Raw genomic sequence first — 22,412 nt, 5'->3', positions numbered from 1 at the left:
GGTGGATACGCCCGGCGCTGCCTGGCGCTACGTCTTGATGCGGGCCAGCTTCCCCGGCGTCCAACGCAGCGTCCAAGTGTAGTTTCCGTCCGGCGGACAGACGTGGCGGTTCGGGCTCTTCCATTCGCAGACCGTCGCACCGGCACTGACGGTGAAATCGACAATGATGCGATCACCCTGGATGCGAATGGCACGGATGGCGCCTGGAATCTGTTCAACCGCGTCGTCACCATAGCCATACTGGCGGATGGCGGCATAGTCCTCTGCTTCCACCGGCGACAGGCTGTTCGGGTTCTCCTGGCCGCGCGGATCGTTTGCCGTCAGCGCCGTCATCACCGCCACCACATTGCGCTGCGCGAAGCTGCCGCCGGTGTAGGTGGACGTGTAGAAGTACACGACCTCGGCACGGCCATTGCCATCGAGGTCGGCAACAGCGGTCCACACCGGACGGAAATCGGATTCAATGTCGTCGCCGGGAATCAGCCGCAGGTTGGCTTCGGCGGCCCGATAGGCCTGTACCAGGCTTGGCGGCGGCGCCACCCGCTTGGACGCGACCGGCGCGGCCATCGCCGTCAGGCTGGACAGCGCCAGCGCAGCAAGCACCAGGCAGATCGAAGTGGAGCGGAATATCGCGGGTCCGTGCATGTCATCCTCCTTGAGTGTGCGGTCAGTCTAACCGCAGCTCCGGTGACGCCCAGTCGTGCACGGCGCGGTTTCGCGCGATGTGTGAAAGGTATCCACGCATGGCGTGGATCTACTACGGGGTATCCAACTCCATCGCACGCATTACGATGGGCTTGGCCCAGTCCGGCGTATGCAGCAGTTCGGCCACCGACACCGGGTACTGCAGCTGGCCATGCGCCATCGCCAACACCGGCAGCGGCTCGACGCAGCCGCCGGCGTCGGCCGGCGCGCTGTTGTCGTAGACATGCAGCTCGGCCAGGTGCGGCAGCAGGTCCAGCAGGTTCTCGCGCGCCGAATCGAAGCGGGCGTGGATCTTCTCCACCGGAATGTCATGGCCACCGGCCGCTACCCGCGCAGCGACGCGGGCGATGTGCAGCTCGACGCTGGCCAGGCCGCAGAACCATACCGCCACATGATGCTGCTCACAGGCCTCGCGCAGCAGGCCTGGAATGGTGTTGCCGCCCAGTGTGGTCTCGAAGGCGAAGTCCGTGCCGTCGGCCATGGCCTGGCGCAGGCGGCGGGTGCCTTCCTGCCAGGCCTCGGCATTGGCGTCGGGCAGCGGCCAGCCTGCCTCCACCAGGCGGCGGGTGAACGAATCGGGGTTGAACCAGCCCAGCCCTTCGGCTTCCAGCCAGGTGCCCAGCAGCGAACTCTTGCCGGCGCCATTCACGCCGGCCAGCACCAGGATCCGCCCCATCGGTCAGAGCGGACGGCCGAGGGTGACCTTGCGACCACGGCGGATCGGCCGGCCCAGCACCTTGCCCAGCCCCTCCCCGCGCTGCAGGCTGGCCAGGGTCTGGTCAAACTCACCGCGCAGGCGCAGCAGTTCTTCGCTGCGCTCACCGGCATCGCCGCCAGCGGCCTTGGCCAGCAGTTCCTGGTAGGTGCGGATGTCCACGATCACCGCTTCGGGGTGGTTGTGGTTGGTGATGACCAACGCCTGCTTCTCGCGCACGGTGCGCATCAGGCTCGGCCAGCCACGGGTCTTCACCGACGACGCGGGGGCCTTTTCGAGGCCAGGCAGATCCAGCGGCAGGGTCATGGCACGGCTCCAGACGGGGACAGTTGAGGCCATTATGCCCAATTTGGCCCAATTGGGGATAAATGGACCTTTACCTGCCGGAACCGTCCGCCGTCGCGCCCGGGGCGTCGGTCTGCAGCAGGCTGTCGCGCTCGCGCAGCGGGAAGCGGATCCAGGCATCCAGGCCTTGCGGGCCAAAGCGCAGCTCGCCGCTGCCGGCCAGCTCGTAGGGCACGCGCTGCTCGATCAGCGCCCGGCCAAGGCCACGCTGCCGGGGCAGCTCCCAGTCCTCCACCTCGGCATGGCGCTCGCACCAGTGCAGGCCCAGCCATGGCTGGCCGGCCTGAACCTGCAGATCCCAGGTCACCTCGATCCTGCCATCCTCATGGGTCAGTGCGCCATGCCGCAGGGCATTGGTCGCCAGCTCGTGGATCGCGAGGGAAAGCACTTCGGCCGCCTTCGGCGGCAGCAGCACGTCTTCGCCCTGCAGGCGGTAGGCGGCCGCTGCCGGCGTCTGCGCCGCGATCTCCTCGTCGAGCATGCCACGCAGGCAGACCCCGGCATTGGCGCCTCGGGTCAGCAGGCTCTGCGTGCGTGCCAGCGACATCAGTCGCCCGCACAACCGTTCAGCGTATTCATCCACGCTGCTGACCGACTCGCGGGTCCGCCAGGCAATGGCATGGATGGTCGACATGATGTTGCGCACCCGGTGCTGCAGTTCGGCCAGCAACACAGACTGGCGCTCGGTGGCACGCTTGAGATCGTCGATGTCCACGGCGATGGCGAATACCCCGCTGACCTCACCGTCACCATCGCGCAGGGGCGCGGCCGCGACCCGGGTCCAGCGCGCGCGGCCATCATCATGCAGGTACTGGAACTCCAGCCCCGGCACCACGGTCTCGCCGCGCATCGCACGGGCGATGGCGAAATCCTCCGGCCCGATGGCGCTGCCGTCCGCATGCCAGCCGCGCCAGCGATGCAGGTTGGCCTCATCGGTGGAAGGTACCTTGCCGCTGGGCAAGTAGGCACGCATCTGGTCGTTGGACAGCAGCATGCGGCCCTGCAGATCGACGATGCACAGGCCCACCGGCAGCATCCTGAAGGCCAGCTCGAGGCGTCGCTCGCTCTCGCGCCGCCGTAGTTCCTCGCGCTCGCGCGCGGCCAGCGCCAGATGCGCGGCGGTGGTCTCGAACATCGTCACCAGCACGCCGTTGATGCGCCCTTCCTCGCCGCGGATCGGGCTGTAGGTGATGGTGAACCAGATGTCCTCCAGACGCCCCCGGCGGACCAGCGGGTACAGCTTGTCCTCGAAGGTGAGCGTCTCGCCCTGCCAGACACGGGTGTAGAGCGGGCCGTTGATGTGCCAGACCTCGGGCCAGCACTCGCGGGTCGGCTGGCCGAGTCCACCGGGATGCTTGTCGGCCAGGATCTCGGCATAGCCATCGTTGTAGAGCTGCACCAGCTGCTCGCCCCACAGCACGATCATCGGGAAGCCATGGGCCAGCATCAGGTCGACGGTGGCGCGCAGGTGGGGCGGCCACTGCTCGCAGGCACCCAATGGCGTGGATGACCAGTCGTGGCGGGCGATGCGCGCGGCCATGCCATCGTGGCGCGCATGCAGGCGCGGCGCAGGTGGCATCGCGCCACGCAGCTTGGCGGCGTGGATGCCTTCAGGACGGCGCGACATGCCGCGCAATCAGGCGATGCCCGCAGAGACCTGCGGCGCCGCCACCAGCCCGGCCAGCTGCTGCACCAGGGTTTCGATGTGATAAGGCTTGGTGCAGCGCGGCGCGCTGGCGAAGCGGCTGGGCAGGTTGTCGTCGTAACCGGAGGTCAGCAGGAAGGGCGTACCCGCCTCGGCCAGCCGATCGGCCAGCGGATAGACCTGCTCACCGCCCAGGTTGATGTCCAGCAATGCCACATCGATGGGATGGGTATCGACCAACTGCCCCAGCGCCTGCAGGTCACCGGCAGGCCCCACCACCTGTGCGCCTTTCAGCTCCAGATAGTCGACCAGGAACATCGCGATGGCGAATTCATCCTCCGCCACCAGTACACGCAGCCCTTTCAGGCCCTCTGGTTTGTTGCCCGCTTCCAGCACGACCGGCGCTCCTCGATACACGCGGCCCACCTCTGCCGCAACGCCCGCAGGATGCGCGAACCGGGCTACAAGAGCGCGTGATGATGGATGAAGATCGCGGCCACGGCACGTTCACCACCGCGTTGCAGCGGCGCGTTCAGAAGGCCCGCTCCCATTTCAGGCTGAGCAGGCTGCGGTCGTGGCTGTACAGCCAGCCGACGTTGCTGTCGATGCGCGCGTAGCGCAGGCTCAGGCTGGGCACCAGCCCGGCCACCGCCAGGCGCTCGCTGCGGACGACGGCGATCAGGTTCTGTTCGCTGTCCTCACGCCGCGCCTCCAGCAGCGGGCTCCACGCGTCGTAGTCGCGCTCGCGCAACGACACGAACACGGTGGCGGTGGTACCCGTCCACTGGCGTGCCGCCCCCAGGCGCAGGCCACGCTGGCGATAACCGTTGGCCGGATTGGCGGCGCGGCTGTCACTCAGGTCCAGCCCGGCAAAGAGGGTCCAGCGCGGGTTGAGCGCACGGAACCAGGTGGCATACACCGCGGCCAGTTCACCATCGTAATTGCTGGCCAGGCCGCGCTGGCGATAGCGCTGGCGCTTCCAGTCGGCCTCGAGCTTGAGCAGGCTGCGCGCGTCCAACGCATATTGCCATTCGCCATGCAGCCCGCTGCCGCCCTGCAGGGCCCGGTTGCCCAGGCCCTGGTAGTCATAGCTCGGCGCGATCTGCAGGGTATGCCGTGCGCTGCGCCAGCTATAGCCCGCCTGCACGCTCGCATTGAGCTCGTTGTAGGCGCTGTGCCCGCGCCATGCCTGGCCGAACGCGAGCCCGCGCACATAGACGCCGTGGTGACCGGCCAGTGCCCAGCGACGTTCCAGGTTGCCGTCGTAGTCCAGGCCCATGGCGCGCTGGGCATCGGGAAGATTGCGCTGGATGATGCAGGTGTCGCCCACCCCGAACAGGCAGGTGCGGCTGGCCGAGCTGCGGTTGATGTTGTCGCTCCATGCCGGGCCGGCTGCCAGCGCTCCTTTCCAGCGCTTGCGCGCCTGCAGCGCAGCCAGGTAGGCGTCCACCCGCCCGCGCACACCTGCGGTGGCGGGGTCGTCGGCATTGATGCCACCGGCGATGGCCGTGAACAACGCCTCCGCATCGCGGTCGCGCTGGTCCTCGGCATAGACACGTGCAAGCTCAAGGCGGGCCGGCAGGAAATCCGGCTGCGCCGCCAGCAGTGCTTCGTACTCGTTGGCCGCGCGGTGGTGATTGCCGGCCACCCGCGCCAGGCCGCCCTGCGCGTAGTGGCGCAGCAACGGGTCGTGGCCAGGCAGCTCGATGTATTCGTCCAGGAAGCGCTGCGCTGCGCCCCATTGCTGATGCTGCAGCGACAGGTACAGCGCCTGGCCCAGATCGTCGACCGTGCGTTCCACGCGCAGGGTCTGGCCGTCGATGGTGATGGTCGGTCGCGCCGACTCGGCCTGCTGCAGGCGCTGCTGGTCCTGCTGCTGGTGGCGCAGTTCGCTGCCCTGCTCCAGCACACGACGAAGATCATCCTGCTGGGCGCGCACATCGGCAGCCGCCAGCAACAGGATCACAAGGAAGATGGGATGGCGCATGGTCGATCCGTGGTGATGCATGCAGCGGGCCGAAGCAGGGACTGGCGGATCGCGGCTTGTCCCTGCCCTGCCCCGTCAGGGGCGTGGCAATCAGTTCTTGCTGCCGCCGAAGGCGGTGTCGTACTGGCTGTTGCCGGCGAAGGTGGCGATGCCGGCCAGGGTGGCGGCGTTGGCGCCGAAGAACTGGCCCTGGGTGGTGCCGTTGACGCTGCCATTGGCGTTGGCCGAACCGGCGAACGATGCATCGGCACTGTTGATGTTGGCAACGATGGCCAGGGTCAGGCCATTGCCGGACAGCGCACCGTCCAGGGTGCCGGCGCCGAAGTCGGCGTCGAAGGTGCCGCTCAGCAGGTTGCTGCCGTTGAACTTGTTCAGGCCGGCCACGGTGTAGGACGCCACGCCGGCGGGCAGCGTGGTGCCGGCGCGGTCACCAACGAAGTAGACCTGGCGGTTGTTGAAGCCACCGGCGGCGCCATCCTTGGACCATTCGCCGAACCAGACATCACCACTGCCGACCTTGACGAAGTTGAAGTGGCCCATGCCGGCGTGGCTGCCCGGTGCGCCGGTGATCGGCATGGCCAGGGTACGTACCGTCACGCCATTGACGGTGGTCGGTGCCGAGTAGGCGCTCAGGCCCTGGAAGTCCACCGGCTTGGCCTGGGACACGGTGCCGACACCGATGCCGGCCTTGCCAGCGCGGTGCGGGCCGCCATTGACCTGCGATTCGCCAACCGCCACGTACAGCTCGGCATCGGTCTTGGCACTGGCGGCACCGACGATATCGGCAGCATGCGCGGCACCGACCAGAGCCAGCGAGGCGGCAACGGCGAGCACCGAACGGGAGATCATTTTCATGGTATTGCTCCTTGGTTGAGGGAACTACGGGTACAACGCTTGAAGGTGGGAGATCAGAAGCGCGCGGTGACGCCGAGCTTCAGGGTGCGCCCCGGGGCCGGCAGCGTGGACCGCGTGGCTGGATCGACGTAGTAGCGGTTGCCGAGGTTGCTGCCGACCAGTTCGACGCTGGCATGCTCGTTGAAGCGCCAGCGCGCATAGGCATCGACGGTGGTGATGTTTCCCCAGGTGAACGGCACGTTCTGCCAGAGCAGGCCGCTGCCACCGCTCAGCAGGCGATCACGGTAGGCCTGCAGGTCAGGATTCTCGTGGCGCTGGTAGTGCACGATGCGGCTGCCCAGCTCCAGGCGCTCATCGAACAGGCGCGTGCCCAGCGACCAGTTGATCGACAGCTTGGGAATGGCCTGGGTCAGCAGGTAGCCACCGACGAAACCATCCTGCACGCAGTTCGGGACCAGGCCGCGGTTCGCGTCCAGGAGCACCGCCGTGCTCTCGTCACACACCTCGTTTTCCAGCGTGCGGGTGATGCCCAGATCGGTGAAGAAGCGCCGGTTGTCGAAGCGCGCCTGCAGTTCGATACCACGGATGGTCTGCTTGTCGATGTTGTCGAACAGGAAGTTGCCATCGCGTTCGATCACGTCACGGGTCTTGTGCACGTAGTACGCCAGCTTGACGTCGGCATCGGCGGTGTTGCCGAACAGGGCCGACAGGTTGTGCACGTAGCCCACCTCGTAGTTGTAGGCGTGCTCGGGCTTGAGCGCATGCAGCGGATTGAGGCTGCCGGAGAAGGCGATGGTGCTTTCGAACATGCTCGGGAAGCGCACCGCTTCGCTGTAACGCACGTAGGCACGGGCGGCCGGGGACAGGTGTGCGGTGGCCGAGAAGGTCGGCAGCCAGGCATGGTCGCGGCGGCGGCTGTTGCGACCATCGACCGGCTGCGACTGTACGCTGTTGCCGATGTTGCAGACCTGGTCGCTGCCGGCGAACACCGGCTGCACGCCGGGAATGGCCGCCACTTCGCCATTGAGGCAGGGATTGCCGGCACGGGTGTAGTTGCCATCGGCATCGGGCAGCCAGGGCCGCGTGTACCGGACCGGACGCGGCGTCTCGTACGGTGCCAGCAACGCACGGATGCTGTCGTCGATGAACCAGCCCATGCCGCGCTTTTCCCATACGGCGCGGCGTGCTTCCAACGCGTCGATGCGGGCCTGCAGATTGGCCGGACGGGGCGGCAGTTCGTTCACGGTGTACTGCGCTTCCTTGCCACCTACGCCCTTGGTCAGCAGCTCGGGGTGCGCCTCGAGGAAATCGTCGAAGGTCCAGTAGCGGCTGTAGCGAACGCCTGCATTGAGGGTGAGGAAGTCGACCGGCCGCCACTCCAGGGTGAGGTAGCCTTCGCCCTCCTGGCGGCGCCCGGCACGCGGGAACATGCGCCAGCCATCGGTGGTGCCGAAGTACGGATCGCGGGACCCCAGCTTCTCGTACTGCCAGTTGCCGCCCACGGTCAGGTCCAGGGTCGAATGCAGCGCGAAGCGGTTGCTCAGGATCAGGCCGGTGCGGTCATTGCGCGCGTTGGCCAGCGCGGTGTTGCGCAGGATCGGGCTGGCGTCCGGATTCCATGCCGGATTACCCACCGCGAAGTTGGGAAAGCCGCCGGCGGTGTAGGTATCGCTTTCCGTTTCCGTGCGCCACAAGTTGGCGTACAGGTCCAGCCAACGACTGCCGGCGGGCTGGAAACGGTACTCCAGGTTCCACGCATCCGAATCGACCCGGCTGAGCGGCCACTGGATGCGACCGTAGTCCGGGGCCGACAGGATGCGCGACGGCATGATCTCGCCGTAGTGCGACAGCGTGCGCCGCCAGGTCGCCTTCAACTGCTGGTCATCGTTGATCTGCCAGCTGCCCTTGACCAGCCAGGACTCCTGTTCGCTGGAGGTATTGGGCACTTCATCGCCGGGCTTGAAGTAGCGCGCCAGCGTGGTGATGTAGTCGATGCCCTGGTACTCGAACTGCTCGCGCCGGTCCTGTTCGTAGTAGGCGCTGCCTTTGGTCCCGGAGAAGTAGTTGCCGCGCTTGCGCCAGGCGTAGGCGGCCATCAGGTCGACGTTGTCGCCACGCACGCCCAGCGCCAGGCGCCAGGCCTGGTCCTCGCCATCGAAGGGATTGTTGCCACTGCGCGACTTCACCGGCACCACCAGGGTGCGGTCGTCGTAGGGTGAGTTCGGCGAGCCCTGCGGGAAGCCCGGCACGGTGCGGTAATCCTCGCCGGTGTGCAACCGCGGCAGGCGCGGTGCCACTGCATTGCTGCTGCCTTCGATCTTCAGCTCCCCGCCGAAGCGCTCGCCGGCAGCGACGATGTCATCGACGTCGATGGTCTTGATCACCAGCGCGCCACCGATCCCGCTGTGCACATCGCGCACCAGCCCTGGCCCCTTGATGACCTGGATGCCACCAATCAGGTTGGGATCGATGTAGTTGCGGTTGCTGACGCCGTTGTAGCCACGCCAGACCGTGAGCGCCTGTTCGCCGCCGTCGATGCTGACCGGCACCCGCCCGGGCCCCTGGATGCCACGGATGTTGACGTCCAGCGCGCCGCTGTTGCGCGCATCGCCACTGAACACGCCGACCAGATCCTTGACCACGTCGGCCGGATTGGAGCCACGGTAACGCTCCACCCGGTCGCGCCCCGAATACGCCGTGGTCAGGTCCAGCGCGAACACATCGTCGTAGCCACGCCGATCGCGGGCCTCACCCCCTTCCGACTGAAGGCGACCGGCCACGTCCAGTGTTTCGGTCACCCGCACCCCTTCGCCCTCACCCGCCTCCGCTGCGGCCCGCAGGCTCCAGGTACCGTCCATGCCGCGCTGTGCACGCACGCCGCTGCCGCGCAACAGCTGTTGCAGCGCCTGCATCTGGCTGTATTCACCCTTCACTGCGCTGGAGCGCCGGCCTTCCACCAGGTCGCTGCGGAACACCACCTGCACATCGGCCTGGCGGCCAAAGGCGCGTACGGCATCAGCCAGTGGCTGCTCCGGAATGGTGTACTGGTGCACCGGCGCGACGATCGCCGGTTGCGCCTGCACGGCCGGCACCCAGGCCAGCGGCAGCAATGCGGTGGAAACAGCCAGGGCCAGAGCGGTGGCGCGACGATGACAGGCGGATGCCGTGGACGGCATGGACGGGAACTCCTCAAGCGTGGCGGAACCACGGGCACATCCGGTACCGGTGGCATGTCTGGCTTGAGGAGAAACGGTGTTTCGCTCTGGCTATACCTCTATAGACAGTGGGGCACTGCGGGTGCCCACGGTTTTTTCATGTCTTTTTCATCTGGCGGGCCGTGCGCTGCGTCGCAGGCACCTCACCACACCACCAGCGCGCCACCGGGCAAGCGCTGCACGCGTAGTCCGGCCTGTGCGGCTACCGCGTCAATGGCGGTCTCCGGCTGCTGCAGATGGAACAGGCCACTGACCCGTACGTCCGTGCCCTGCCCGCCCAGTACCCACACCGGAGCACGGCGGTAGCGCGCCAGATCGGCGATGGCCTGCGCGGCCGGCTGATCGTCGATCACCACCTCGCCCCGCCGCCACGGCGCCACGGCATCCGGATCGGCCTGCCGCAGCGGCTGCAGCCAGCGACCGTCACGGAACACCCGTGCCTGCCCGGCATGCAGGCGCTGTACGCTGCCATCGCCAGGGCGCACATCCACTACACCCTCACTGACCTGGGTCACGACCGTGGTGTCCTGCATCGACACGCTGAAGGCGGTGCCGATGTCACGGATCTGGCCACCGCCGGCCTCGACCTGGAACGGTCGCTGCTCATGCGCCACCTGGAACCAGGCCTGGCCGCGCAGCAGGCGCAGGTGCCGCTGCTGGCCATCGAACTCAACCGCCAATGCGGTGCCCGCATCGAGTACGGCGGTGCTGCCGTCCTCCAGCTGCACCACGCGCGGTGCATCGCTGCTGCGCAGGTCACTGCGTGCCAGCAGCAGCGCGTGTGGCGCGGCGGCAACCATCAGCACCACTGCGGCTGCACTGGCCAGCAGCCACGGCAGGCGCCGACGCGGTGCGATCGGGCGCAACCCTTGGCGATCAGCCGTCAACCCGGGCATCGCGGCCAGCACGTCGGGCCCGGCGGCATCCAACCCTTGCCAGAAGGCCTGCTGCTGGCGCCAGGCCAGCGCGTGGCGCGGATCGGCCTGCAGCCAGCGCTGCAGGGCTCGTTGCTGGCGTTCCGGCAGCGGGCCTGCACTGCACTGGATCACCCAGCGCAACGCCTGCCTGGCCTGACGCGGCGAGGGTTCGGACGTGGTCATGGTTGTGGCCTGCCGCACCACGAACGGGTGCGCCTTCCTGTTGTGACAACGGCGGGCGCGATCTGCCCACGGCAATCGCCGCTCATCGAGGTATTCCCTGCTGGTGCTGCTGGATCAACAGCGCCGCGCGCAGCACGTGCTTGCCCACCAGGCTCTTGGAAATACCCAGCCGGGTGGCGATCTCGCGCTCGCTCAGGCCCAGGTAGCGGTTGAGCACGAAGCACTCGCGCACCTGGGCCGGCAGCGCGAGGATGGTCTGGGTGATCTCGCGCAGCTGCGCCTGGTCCAGCGCCTGCGCCTCGCCATCGCGGCTGGCCTCGGCCATGTCGAGGGCGTACTCGGCCATCGCACGCCGCTCGCGGGCGTCGGACTGGCTGCGGTTGAGCGCGTGATGGTAGGCCATCCGGTACAGATAGCCGCGCGGCTCCAGGATGGGCGGATCGCCGGGCACGCTGCTGGCCTTCAGGTACAGGTTCTGCAGGGTGTCCTCGGTACTGGCCGGGTCGAGATAGCGCGCGATGAAGCGAGACAACGCACGGCGCTCGCGGATCAGCAGCTCGACCAGCGCCAGGGCATTGGGAGACATAGGTGCCAAGGCCGGACCGGGGAATGATGGGCGTGATGGCGACGGTCCGAGCCGGAATTGTAGGCGTCCCGCCGCGATACCGCACCCCCGTTCAGCGAAATCGCCACAGGCAGGACCTTCGGCCCATGAAGATTTCGTGAAGACAATGCTATGTTATATCGTCACATTAGCAGCGACCCCTTCCCATGTCCCGTTCCATCCCCGCCCGCCGACTGTCCGGCGCGATCCTCCTTGCCCTGGCGCCCGCACTGGCAGCGGCGGCCGACGCCCCTTCGCAGCTGGATCCGATCGTGGTGACCGCCACTGCCACCGATCGCCTGGCCAGCGACGCGCCCGCCTCCATCAGCGTGATCACCCGCGAGCAGATCCAGCTGCGGCCGGTGCTGGACCTGGCCGACGCACTACGCGGCAGCCCGGGCGTGACGGTGGCTGGGGTCGGCTTCGGTCGCCGCGGCATCCGCATCCGCGGCATGGATCCGGGCTATACGCTGGTGCTGCTGGACGGCCAGCGCGTCAGTGCGTCGGCCGATGCCATCGCCCACTCGGATTTCGATCTGGGCTGGCTGCCTGCCGCCGCGATCGAACGCATCGAGGTGGTGCGCGGTCCGATGTCCTCGCTGTACGGCTCGGAGGCACTGGGTGGCGTGGTCAACGTGATCAGCCGCCGCGCCACCGACGACTGGCAGGGCAACCTGGTCTACAACGCCGGTGTGGTTGGCGGTGACCGAGGCGGCAATACCGCACAGGCCGGCTTCTACGCCGGTGGCGCACTGTTGCCCGGCACGCTGGGCCTGAGCGTGTTTGCCGAACACCGGCAGAAGGACGCCACCCGAGACCCGATCGACGACCGTCTGGACGAACAGGAGGGCCGGCGGGTCAATACCGGCCGCGCGGTGCTTACCTGGACCCCGGACGCGCACCAGCGCATCGACCTGTCACACCTGCAGGGCAGCGAGGAACGCCGCCGCCATGCGCTGCAGGCCGGCGCCGCACCCTACGTCTACGAGACCATCGACGACATCCGTCGCCGCCAGACCACGTTGAGCCACCAGGGCGAGTGGGACTGGGGGCAAACCCGGGTGAGTGCCTACCGTGCCACGCTGGACCGCGACAACCGTCGCGACCGCGGCGACGCCTCGCGGCCGCAGCAGCTGACCGACCAGATCGTCGATGCACGCGCGACGGTTGCACTGGGTGCACGCCACCGCGTCAGCATCGGCGGCGAATGGCGGCGCCAGGAACTGGACGATGCTGCGGGTGCGCGCTCCGGCCATCTGCAGTCCGACCAGAGCGCGGTGTTCGTGCAGGACGAGATCCAGGTCAGCGACGCACTGTCACTGGTGTTCGGCAGCCGCGGCGACCGCCATCCCGAGTTCGGCTGGCACCACAGCCCGCGCACCTATGCGGTGTGGCACGCCACCGAAGCACTGACGATCAAGGGCGGCATCGGCAGCGGCTTCAAGGCGCCGAGCCTGAAGCAGCTGTCGCCGGAGTACTCCGCGGTGGGCGGCGGTGGGCGTTTCACCATTGTCGGCAACCCGCAGTTGAAGCCGGAGCAGAACACCAGTGCCGAACTGTCGGTAGCCTGGCAGCAGCAACGCTGGTCGCTGCAGGCCACCGCCTTCCAGAACGACCTGAAGGACCTGATCCAGACCACCTGCGTGCGTGCCTGCGGCGTGCGCGGCCGCGAACTGCGCAACTACACCAATGTGGCCCGTGCGCGCATTCGTGGCCTCGAGCTGGCCGGCACCGCGCCGATCAGCGAGCATCTGTCCTTCGAGGCGAACTGGAGCTGGCTGGACCCACGCGACCGCCAGACCGACCAGTGGCTGCCAGAGCGTCCGCGCCGTAGCGGTGCAACTGCGCTGAACTGGCAGCGCGGACCGCTGCAGGCCGCCGTGCGCGGCGAGTACATCGGCCCGCAGCAGCAGGTGGCCGGCAGCAGCCAGGTGACCCTGCCCGACTACTGGCTGTGGTCGTTGGACGCGCGCTGGCGCGTGACCGCGGCGGTGAGCGTGGTGGCCGGCATCGACAACCTGGCCGACAAGCGGCTGGACGAAACCGGTGCGCTGTACCCGTACCCGGAAACCGGCCGCTACGTGCATGCCGGCATCGAACTGGCCTTCTGACCATGCGCAGCGGGTGGACATGGCTGCTGCTCGGGTGGCTGATGCTTGCCGCATCGGCCCGTGCCGAGCCCGAACCCCTGCGGGTGGAGGTGGTCAGCAGCAGCTTCGTGCTGCCCGGCAGGATCGCCCGCCTGGATGCGCTGGGCGCGCCCGCAGGGGTGCGCTTCCAGCAGCGCGTGGTGGACCCGGCGGCCACGTTGCCCGCTGACTGGCCGGCAGGCGCCGACCTGGTACTGCTGGATACGCCGCGACCGACCGATGTCGAACAGGTCATGGCGGTGGTCGACGGCCCCCTGCAGAAGGGCAAGGTGCCGTGGCTGCGCGTGGGCGGCGGTGCACCGGCCTCCGGCCACCTGCCCGCCGAGGTGGCGCGCAGGATCGCCGGTTACTACGGCAACGGTGGCGAGGCCAACATCCGCACGCTGGCGGCCTACCTGCAGGCGTGGCGCAGCGGTGCCGGGACCGACGCACTGCCACTGCCCCAGGTGCTGCCGGTCACCGGCTACAGCACGGGCGGCAGCCAGTGGCTGGACACCCCGCAGGCGCTGCAGGCGCAGTGGCAGCACCTCGATCAGGCGACGTGGACGAAGGTGGCCGTGCTGATCTCCGGCAGCATGCTCAGTGGCATGCAGACCCAGGTGCTGGACGCGCTGATCGAGGCAGGACGCGCGCGCAGGATTGCGCTGTTCGGGGTCTGGTTCGACGCCGCCGCCGACGACGGCCTGCAGCAGGCGCTGCGCGGCATCGAGGTGGATGCGCTGGTCAATCTGACCCATCTGCAGAACGGCAGCGCGCGTGCCACCGAATTTTCCGTGCTGGACGTGCCGGTACTGCAGGCACTGAACCATCGGCAAGGTGATGCGGATGACTGGCGCGCGGCGACCACCGGCATCCCGATGGCCACGCTGGCGACCTTCGTCGCCGTGCCCGAAGCCTGGGGCGCCAGTGATCCGATCGTGGTCTCGGCCAATGCGCGCGGTGACCTGCAGCCGATTCCCGAACAGGTCGATGCACTGGCCGCCAAACTGCAGCGGCTGGCCGCGCTGCGCCACACCGCCGCGGCCGACAAGCGCCTGGCACTGCTGTTCTGGAATGCGCCGGATGGCGAACGCAACCTGTCCGCCTCGCATCTCAACGTGCCGCGCAGCATCGAGGCGCTGCTGCCACGGCTGGTACAGGCCGGGTATTCAATGCAGCCGGTGGATGAGACGACCCTGATCGAACAGCTGCAGGCGCTGCTCGGTGGTTACTACCATCCGGAGCGATTGGACGCGCTGCTCGATGCCGGGTTGGCCGATACCCTGCCGGTGGCGGACTATCGCCGCTGGCTGGCCACCCTGCCCGCTTCGCGCCGCGACGAGCTGCGCGCACAGTGGGGCGATCCTGCACACCACCCCGCGGTACGCCAGCGGCATGGACAGGCCGTGTTCGTGCTGCCGCGCCTGCGCCTGGGCAACCTGCTGCTGATGCCGCAGCCGCCACGCGCGGGCCGCGTCGGCGAGGCCACCCACGATACGGCGTCGGTGCCGAGCCACTACTACCTGGCGGCGTACCTGTACCTGCGCCAGCAGTGGAAGGCCGACGCGCTGATCCACTTCGGCACCCACGGCACGCAGGAATGGACCCCGGGCAAGGACCGCGGCCTGTGGGCCGCCGACTATCCGTGGCTGGCGATGGGCGAGCTGCCGGTGTTCTACCCGTACATCCAGGACAACGTCGGCGAGGCGATCCAGGCCAAGCGCCGTGGCCGTGCGGTGGTGGTCAGCCACCAGACTCCGCCGTTCGCGCCGTCCGGGCTGTACGACGAACTGCGCGACCTGCACGCGGTGGTGCACGAACTGCAGCAGCTGGACCAGGGGCCAGTGCGTGATGCCACCGCCGCACGCCTGCGCACCCTGGCCACCGATAGTGGCATCGCCGCCGACATGGGCTGGAGCGCGGTGGACATGCAGGCGCGCTTCGACAGCTTCCTGCCGGTGCTGCATGACCACCTTCATGAGCTGGCACGGCGCAACCTGCCGCTGGGGCTGCATACCTTCGGCCAGCCGGCCTCGCCCGAGCACCGCCTGCTGATGGTGATGCAGCAGCTGGGTCCGGACTATCTGAAAGCGCTGGGCGAGGATCCGATGGAGGCCACTGCGGTGGACTACCGGCACATCCAACAGGGCCTCGGCTATCGCACGCTGCTGCACCATCTGCGCGAAGGTGCGCCGATCAGCAGCGTCGCCACCCCCGATCTGCGCGCAGCGCTGCAGCATGCCGTGCAACTGGATGCTGCTTTGGCCGATACGCAGGAGATCGAATCACTGCTGCACGGCCTCGCTGGCGGCTTCGTGCGGCCCGGCGCCGGCGGCGATCCGATCCGCACGCCGGAACTGCGCAGCGGCCGCAACCTGTTTGCGTTCGAGCCGGACCGCATTCCCACCCGCGCAGCGTTCGACACTGGCGAGCTGGCCCTGCAGCAGCTGCTGCAGGCCTATCGTGATGATCACGATGGGCAGCTGCCACGCAAGCTCGCCATCAGCCTGTGGTCGAGCGAGGCCATCCGCCATCTCGGCGTGCTGGAGGCACAGGTGCTGCACGCGCTGGGCCTGCGCCCACGCTGGGACAGTGGTGGCAAGGTGATCGCGCTGGACATCGTGCCCGACGCGGAACTACAACGCCCGCGCATCGATGTGGTGATCCAGGCCACCAGCGTCTACCGCGACCAGTTCGATCCGTTCCTGCGACTGCTGGCTGGCGCCATCGAGCAGCTGGCGGCGATGCCGGCCTCGCCCGGCAACCCGATTGCCGGCAATGCACGGGACGTGCAGCAGCGCCTGCAGCGCGACGGCGTCCCTGCGGAGCAGGCGCAACGCCTGTCGCGCCTGCGCATCTTCAGCAATGCGCCGGGCGAATATGGCAGCGGCCTCAATCATGCCGTGCTGGCGCGCGGCGGCACGGCGGGCAAGGACGATGCGGCGCTGGCCAGCGGTTTCCTGGATCGCCTGCAGCACGGCTACGGCAGTGACGGTCAGGCCACCACCCTGCCCGGCGGCAACCTGTTCGCCGAACAGCTGCGCGGCGTGCAGGCGGCAGTGCTGTCACGCTCCTCCAACACCCATGGCCTGCTCAGCACCGACCATCCCTTCGAGTATCTGGGCGGGCTGGCACTGGCCGTGCGCCACCTCGACGGTGCCAGCCCGGCGCTGTACGTCTCCGACCTGCGCGAACCGGCACCGCGCACGCGCAGCACCGCACGCTTCCTCGCCGATGAGCTGCGCGCGCAGACGCTCAACCCGCAATGGATCGGTGCAATGCAGGCCGAAGGCTATGCCGGCACGTTGGAGGTACTGAAGAACGTCGACAACCTGTTCGGCTGGCAGGTGACCGCGCCAGACACCGTCCGCGCCGACCAGTGGCAGGCGGTGCATGACACCTTCGTGCGCGACAGCCGGCAGCTGGGTCTGGCGCAGTGGTTCGAGCAGCACAACGCCAGCGCGCAGGTGCAGATGATCGAGCGCCTGCAGGAGGCGATCTCGCGCGGCTACTGGCAACCCGATGATCGCACCCGTGCGGAGCTGCAGGCGCGGCTGCAGCAGCTGCAGGCTTCGTCAGCGTCGGAACCGGCACCGCCGCAGGCACATGCCGGCTATGGGCTCGGCCGCGCGGCGGCCGCCACACCGGCACCCGATGCTGCCGCCACCGCCGCCCAACAACCCGCCACCGTCGAACCGGCCGCCACCCCAGCGCCCAAAGTGCAAGGCCAGGTGATGCGGCGGGTGCCTCCGCCGGCGCAGCACTCGCCTGCCACGCGCTGGGCGCTCGCCGTGCTGCTGGCCCTGCTTGGTGCAGGCGCCGTGCTGCAGGCTCGCCGCAACGCTCGGCGCGCCAGCCCTTCCCATTCCCCTTCCACCACGGCTTCCGCATGAACGCGCTTGAATCCACGCTCTACGATCTCTCCCACCTGTTCCTCGCTCCGGTCCTGCTGCTGATCCTGCTGTCGCTGGCCTACGCCTTCCTCAGCTTCGGCGCCTTCCTTTGGGAAGGGCTGCAGCGCCGGCGCGGCCGCCACCGCCCCGAGCTGTTGGCCTGGCAGGCCCGCCACGGCGGCAGCAGTGACGACCTGGAACTGCATATCCTCAAGCGCCTGGAAGGCCTGCGCATCGTCTCGCGCACTGCGCCGATGCTGGGCCTGGTGGCAACCATGATCCCGATGGGCCCGGCGCTGCTGGCGCTGACCCGCAGCGACGCGCAGGGCGTGGGTGAGAACATGGTGGTGGCCTTCTCGTCGGTGATCCTGGCCCTGGTGGCTGCCAGCCTGACCTATCTGGTGCTGACCGTGCGCCGGCGCTGGCTGCTGCAGGAACTGCGCCAGTTCGAGCGCCTGCAGGAGGCCAACTGATGCGCTTCCTGGATGACGACGAAGCCGACGACCCGATCCTGTCGGTGGTGAACCTGATCGACCTGTTCCTGGTGGTCACCGGCATCCTGATGATCGTGATCGTGCGCAATCCGCTCAATCCATTCACCAGCCAGGACGTGACCGTGATCGAGAACCCCGGGCAGGCCAACATGCGCATCACCGTCAAGCAGGGTGAGGAACTGACCCGCTACCAGTCCACCGGCGAGATCGGCGAGGGTGGCGGGGTCAAGGCCGGCGTGACCTATCGGTTGCCGGATGGACGCATGGTGTACGTACCCGAGGGCGCTACCCCGGTCCAGTAGATCCACGCCATGCGTGGATAGGCCCGCGGCTTCCACGCAGTCGAGCAAGCTCGACTCTACCGAATATGATCAAACAGGCGCACCACGCCATGCGTGGATGGAAGACCTAGGGTTCCTCCAGCGCCTCGAAGCGTTCGGCGAGGTAATCGATCAGGGCACGCACCGCCGGCAACAGGCCGCGTCGCGACGGGAACACCGCGTGCACGATCCCGTACTTCGGTTGCCACTCCGGCAGCACGGGCACCAGCGCGCCACTGGCCAATTCGTCGCTGATCATCATCCGCGGCAGCATCAGCAGGCCCACTCCGGCCACCGCGGCGGTGCGCAGCGCGATCATGTCATCGCTGACCAGCTGCGGGCGATGGTGCACGCTGGCCAGCACGTCGTCCGGCCCGGTGAATTCCCATACATGCTGCTGGCTGGGCGATGCAAGATCGACGGTCGGCATCATCGCCAGGTCGGCCGGCACCTGCGGCGTGCCCAGCCGCTGCAGCAGCGCCCGGCTGGCACTCGTACACCAGACCCGGCGCGCCAACACGCGTACCACCAGATCACTGTCCTCCAGTGGCGGCGGCCGCACGCGGATCGCCACGTCCACACCCTCGCCCACCACGTCAACGCGCCGGTTGGTGGCGTCCAGCTGCACCGTCACCTGCGGGTGCAGGGCCAGGAAGTCGGCCAGCATCGTGCCGATGCGCGCATGCAGGATCGCGATCGGGCACGCCAGGCGGATCGTGCCGCGCGGCTCGGCGCGTGACATCGCAATCGCTTCTTCGGCCGCCTCCGCCTCGACCAGCATTGCCTTGCAATGGCGGTAGTAGTCCTGGCCGACCTCGGTGACCGAGAAACGCCGGGTCGAGCGCTGGATCAGTCGCACGCCCAACCGTTCTTCCAGCAGCGCGATGCGCCGGCTCAGTTTCGACTTCGGCATGGCCAGCGCCCGGCCGGCCTGCGAGAAGCCGCCGTGCTCGACCACCATGGCGAAGTAGAACAGGTCGTTGAGGTCACAACGGCGGATATCTGCGATGAACACGGGGCGATCTCCTGCGGCCCATGGCCTGCGACCATTGTTCACCAAATAGGACTATGACGGCAAATATTGGCGTCTACCGGGCCAATTGTCGCGGCGATATCGTCTTCGCAACGAAGAACAGCGGCCGGCAACCCCGGCCAGGAGATCGCCATGAAGCGTGTCACCGGTACCTACAGCGCCCCCCGCCCGCACTGGGTGGGCGACGGATTCCCCGCCCGCTCGATGTTTTCCTACAACACCCACGGCCAGCACCTGAGCCCGTTCCTGCTGCTGGACTATGCCGGCCCTTACACCTTCGCCCCCAGCGATACGCCGCGTGGCGTCGGCCAGCATCCGCATCGCGGTTTCGAGACCGTCACCATCGTCTATGAGGGCGAGGTCGCCCACCGCGATTCGACCGGCGCCGGCGGCACCATCGGCCCGGGTGACGTGCAATGGATGACCGCGGCCTCCGGCATCCTCCATGAGGAGTTCCACACACCGGAGTTCAGCAAGCGGGGCGGCACGCTGGACATGGTCCAGCTATGGGTGAACCTGCCGGCGCAGGACAAGATGGGTGCACCGGGCTACCAGACCCTGCTCGACGCACAGATCCCCTCGGTTGAACTGCCTGAAGGCGCAGGCCGCGTGCGTGTCATCGCCGGTCGCTTCGACGGCCACGCCGGTCCGGCGCGTACCCACACGCCGATGGATGTCTGGGACATCCGCCTGCGGCAGGGCCAGCACGCCGAACTGCCGGTGGCCGATGGCCGCACGCTGGCGCTGGTGGTGCTGAAGGGCACGGTGCGGATCAACGGCGGCCAGCCGGTCGGCGAGGCACAACTGGTCACCTTCGACCGCAGCGGCGAGGACGTGTTCGTCGACGCCGACAGCGACGCCACCGTGCTGCTGCTCAGCGGTGAGCCGATCGATGAGCCGGTGGTGGGCTATGGCCCGTTCGTGATGAACAGCCAGGCCGAGATCGCGCAGGCGGTCAACGACTTCAACAGCGGCCGCTTCGGCCAGATCGCGCACTGATCGTTTCAATGCGGCGGGCACTGGCCCGCCGCATCTTCCGGGCCATCGCCCACCTTCTCCAGGAGACTGACCATGAGTACCCCCGCCAACTTCAACGGTGCCCGCCCGGTGATCGATCCGGACAACGCCGCGATGCTGCTGATCGACCATCAGAGCGGCCTGTTCCAGACCATCGGTGACATGCCGTTCACCAGCGTGCGCGCCCACGCCACCGCACTGGCCAAGATGGCCACGCTGGCAAAGATGCCGGTGATCACCACCGCCTCTGTTCCGCAGGGCCCGAACGGCCCGCTGATCCCGGAGATCCACGACGCCGCCCCGCATGCCCAGTACGTGGCGCGCAAGGGTGAGATCAACGCCTGGGACAACCCGGAATTCGTTGCCGCGGTGAAGGCCACCGGCCGCAAGCAGCTGATCATTGCCGGCACCATCACCAGCGTGTGCATGGCCTTCCCGTCGATCGCCGCCGTTGCCGAGGGTTACCAGGTGTTCGCGGTCATCGACGCGTCCGGCACCTACTCGAAGATGGCCGAGGAAATCACCCTGGTCCGCGTGGTGCAGGCCGGTGTTGTGCCGATGGACACCGCCGCGGTGGCCTCGGAGATCCAGCGCACCTGGAACCGCGACGATGCCCAGCAGTGGGCCGAGGTCTACACGAAGATCTTCCCGAACTACCAGCTGCTGATCGAAAGCTACCTGAAGGCGCAGGACGTGCAGAAGAACCACGAACAGCTGGATTCGCAGCGCAGCTGACGCCATGCGGGGCGGTGCGCCACAGCGCCGCCGCCCTGCTTTGCCCTTCCTTCTTCCATCCTGCACCGGAGGCGATCATGCGTTGGCCAGGTTCCCCTGCAGCAGGCATTGCGGCGCGTTCGATGGGCGCGCTTGCCGCCCTGTTCGCCGCTGCGGCCGGCGCGGAAGAGATCGTGCCGTCACCACCGGCCATCGATCCGTGGCGCTACAGCGAAGACTACCGCTACCTGCAGGATCCGGCCTTCCGTTCCGGCGCCTGGTGGGAGAAAGGAAAATGGATGCCGTTCGGTGCATCCGGCAGCCTGACCGTCGGCGCCGAGCTGCGTGCGCGCTACGAGCACTACACCAGTAATGAGTTCGGGCACGCACCTGTCAAGCGCGACGGCAGTGCGCTCTATCGTGCGCTGCCGTATGCCGATCTGAAGCTCAACGAGCATGCCAGGGTTTTCACTCAGCTCAACCTGACCCGTGCCCGTCGCGACGGCAGCACCATCGGCCCGGTGGACGATACCGGCGCTGAGGTCCTGCAGGGCTTCGTCGATCTTTCGCTGCCCTCGCGCGACGCAGGTGCGACCTTGCGCGTGGGCCGGCAGGTAGTGGCCTACGGCAGCGAGCGCCTGGTTTCGGTGCGCTATGGACCCAATGTCCTGCGCACATTCGACGGTGGCCTGCTCGCGTGGCGGACGTCGCACTCGCGCAGCGAAGCCTTCCTGCTGCGCCCGGTACGCAATGTCATGGGTTCCTTCAATGACCGTGGTGATCCACAGCGGCGCGTGTGGGGCGTGTACACCACCTTCCAGGACCCCGGAAACCACCGCGATACCGGTCTGGATCTCTACTACCTGGGCCTGTCCAGCGATCGCGCCCGCTACGATCAGGGAGAAGGTGCCGAAACCCGCAATACGCTGGGCAGTCGCTGGTTCGGCCGTCGCAACGGATGGAGCTGGGACCTGGAGGGGTTCTTCCAGTACGGCAGTTTCGCCGGCGCGCCGGTACGTGCGTGGTCAGTCGCCAGCGATGTGCGCCATCGCTTCGACGCGTTGCCGCTGACGCCACGGCTCGGCCTGAAGGCCAACATCATCAGCGGCGACCGTGACCCCGACGATCGCGCGTTGCAGACCTTCAACGTGATGTTCCCGAAGGGCAAGTACTTCGGCGAAAGCGGCCAGGTCGGCCCGAGCAACCTGATCAATCTGCACCCCTCACTGGAACTGGATCTGGGCGGTGGCTGGTCATTGGCCAGTGCAGTCGTCTTCTACTGGCGGCAGAGCGTGCGCGACGGCGTGTATGGCGTTGCCGGAAACCTGCTGCGGCCGACGGGCAACAGCCGCGCCCGCTACATCGGCACGCAGGCGGATCTGGTGCTGGGGCGCGAGATCTCCCGCCAGCTCAGCGTCGAAGCGGCCTATTCGATCTTCACGCCGGGTCGCTTCATCCGGGATACCGGGCGCGCCGACACCGTCCATTTCATCGGCCTCGAGGCGCTCTGGCGCTACTGAGGCCACGGCGCTCCAGCAACCTGTCGGATGCCTCCGCCACCCCCCCCCCTGTCCCTTTTCCACCCCTGACCCCCCCCCCCCCCCCCCCCGTCCCCCCCCCCTGGGCCCCCGGCTCAGAAAA

Annotated in this window: 18 protein-coding genes; 7 read left to right on the top strand and 11 right to left on the bottom strand. The window is 67.9% G+C overall.

Annotated elements, in window-relative coordinates; translation table 11 throughout:
• Positions 1-27: 27 nt before the first annotated feature.
• The 10 genes from EKL94_RS09855 to EKL94_RS09810 form a co-directional block, all read right to left on the bottom strand.
• Positions 28-645, bottom strand: a complete 618-nt coding sequence (locus EKL94_RS09855; RefSeq protein WP_126928951.1) for a hypothetical protein — start codon at positions 643-645, stop codon at positions 28-30.
• A gap of 112 nt (positions 646-757) precedes the next feature.
• Complete coding sequence (locus EKL94_RS09850; protein WP_126928950.1) at positions 758-1,381, bottom strand: ATPase; 624 nt, start codon at positions 1,379-1,381, stop codon at positions 758-760.
• Between the two features lie 3 nt (positions 1,382-1,384).
• Positions 1,385-1,726 carry a type II toxin-antitoxin system prevent-host-death family antitoxin gene (locus tag EKL94_RS09845; RefSeq protein ID WP_126928949.1) on the bottom strand — a complete coding sequence of 114 codons (342 nt, stop codon included), beginning with the start codon at positions 1,724-1,726 and terminating at the stop codon, positions 1,385-1,387.
• A gap of 70 nt (positions 1,727-1,796) precedes the next feature.
• Positions 1,797-3,392, bottom strand: a complete 1,596-nt coding sequence (locus tag EKL94_RS09840) for a sensor histidine kinase (protein ID WP_126928948.1) — start codon at positions 3,390-3,392, stop codon at positions 1,797-1,799.
• Between the two features lie 9 nt (positions 3,393-3,401).
• A complete protein-coding gene (locus EKL94_RS09835) occupies positions 3,402-3,806 on the bottom strand; it encodes a response regulator (RefSeq protein ID WP_019337750.1) in 405 nt (134 codons plus the stop codon).
• 136 nt (positions 3,807-3,942) lie between these two features.
• Positions 3,943-5,397: a surface lipoprotein assembly modifier gene (locus EKL94_RS09830; RefSeq protein ID WP_126928947.1), complete on the bottom strand. Its 1,455-nt coding sequence runs from the start codon at positions 5,395-5,397 to the stop codon at positions 3,943-3,945.
• Between the two features lie 90 nt (positions 5,398-5,487).
• A complete protein-coding gene (locus EKL94_RS09825; protein WP_126928946.1) occupies positions 5,488-6,252 on the bottom strand; it encodes a Slam-dependent surface lipoprotein in 765 nt (254 codons plus the stop codon).
• 53 nt (positions 6,253-6,305) lie between these two features.
• Complete coding sequence (locus EKL94_RS09820; protein ID WP_126928945.1) at positions 6,306-9,428, bottom strand: TonB-dependent receptor; 3,123 nt, start codon at positions 9,426-9,428, stop codon at positions 6,306-6,308.
• 182 nt (positions 9,429-9,610) lie between these two features.
• Entirely contained in the window at positions 9,611-10,567 is a 957-nt protein-coding gene (locus EKL94_RS09815; RefSeq protein ID WP_126928944.1) for a FecR family protein, read from the bottom strand.
• A gap of 82 nt (positions 10,568-10,649) precedes the next feature.
• Positions 10,650-11,153, bottom strand: a complete 504-nt coding sequence (locus EKL94_RS09810; protein ID WP_126928943.1) for an RNA polymerase sigma factor — start codon at positions 11,151-11,153, stop codon at positions 10,650-10,652.
• A gap of 185 nt (positions 11,154-11,338) precedes the next feature.
• On the opposite strand from EKL94_RS09810, the gene EKL94_RS09805 reads away from it, so the two are divergent.
• From EKL94_RS09805 to EKL94_RS09790, 4 genes are read left to right on the top strand one after another with little or no spacing between them, the layout of a single operon-like run.
• Complete coding sequence (locus EKL94_RS09805) at positions 11,339-13,282, top strand: TonB-dependent receptor domain-containing protein (protein ID WP_126928942.1); 1,944 nt, start codon at positions 11,339-11,341, stop codon at positions 13,280-13,282.
• A 2-nt stretch (positions 13,283-13,284) separates the two neighbouring features.
• On the top strand, positions 13,285-17,193 hold the full coding sequence (gene cobN / locus EKL94_RS09800) for a cobaltochelatase subunit CobN (protein ID WP_126928941.1): 3,909 nt from the start codon (positions 13,285-13,287) through the stop codon (positions 17,191-17,193).
• Complete coding sequence (locus EKL94_RS09795; RefSeq protein WP_126928940.1) at positions 17,190-17,666, top strand: MotA/TolQ/ExbB proton channel family protein; 477 nt, start codon at positions 17,190-17,192, stop codon at positions 17,664-17,666. The genes cobN and EKL94_RS09795 overlap by 4 nt, the downstream gene beginning before the upstream one ends.
• Positions 17,666-17,989: a DUF2149 domain-containing protein gene (locus tag EKL94_RS09790; protein ID WP_099554015.1), complete on the top strand. Its 324-nt coding sequence runs from the start codon at positions 17,666-17,668 to the stop codon at positions 17,987-17,989. The genes EKL94_RS09795 and EKL94_RS09790 overlap by 1 nt, the downstream gene beginning before the upstream one ends.
• Positions 17,990-18,095: 106 nt before the next feature.
• Here the strand turns inward: EKL94_RS09790 and EKL94_RS09785 are convergent, their stop codons facing one another.
• Positions 18,096-19,022 carry a LysR family transcriptional regulator gene (locus EKL94_RS09785; protein WP_126928939.1) on the bottom strand — a complete coding sequence of 309 codons (927 nt, stop codon included), beginning with the start codon at positions 19,020-19,022 and terminating at the stop codon, positions 18,096-18,098.
• A gap of 150 nt (positions 19,023-19,172) precedes the next feature.
• Between EKL94_RS09785 and EKL94_RS09780 the strand changes: the two genes are divergently transcribed.
• The 3 genes from EKL94_RS09780 to EKL94_RS09770 all read left to right on the top strand — a co-directional run bounded on the left by EKL94_RS09780 (position 19,173) and on the right by EKL94_RS09770 (position 22,291).
• Entirely contained in the window at positions 19,173-20,039 is an 867-nt protein-coding gene (locus EKL94_RS09780; RefSeq protein WP_126928938.1) for a pirin family protein, read from the top strand.
• A 72-nt stretch (positions 20,040-20,111) separates the two neighbouring features.
• Positions 20,112-20,792, top strand: coding sequence for a hydrolase (locus EKL94_RS09775; RefSeq protein ID WP_126928937.1), 681 nt, complete (start codon positions 20,112-20,114; stop codon positions 20,790-20,792).
• A gap of 77 nt (positions 20,793-20,869) precedes the next feature.
• Positions 20,870-22,291 (top strand): alginate export family protein, encoded by a 1,422-nt coding sequence (locus tag EKL94_RS09770; protein WP_126928936.1) that lies wholly within the window; start codon positions 20,870-20,872, stop codon positions 22,289-22,291.
• Positions 22,292-22,412: the final 121 nt, after the last annotated feature.

The sequence above is a fragment of the Stenotrophomonas maltophilia genome (genome assembly GCF_003970865.1).
GTDB lineage: Bacteria > Pseudomonadota > Gammaproteobacteria > Xanthomonadales > Xanthomonadaceae > Stenotrophomonas > Stenotrophomonas maltophilia_AR.
This window is presented reverse-complemented; position numbering and strand designations above follow the sequence as displayed.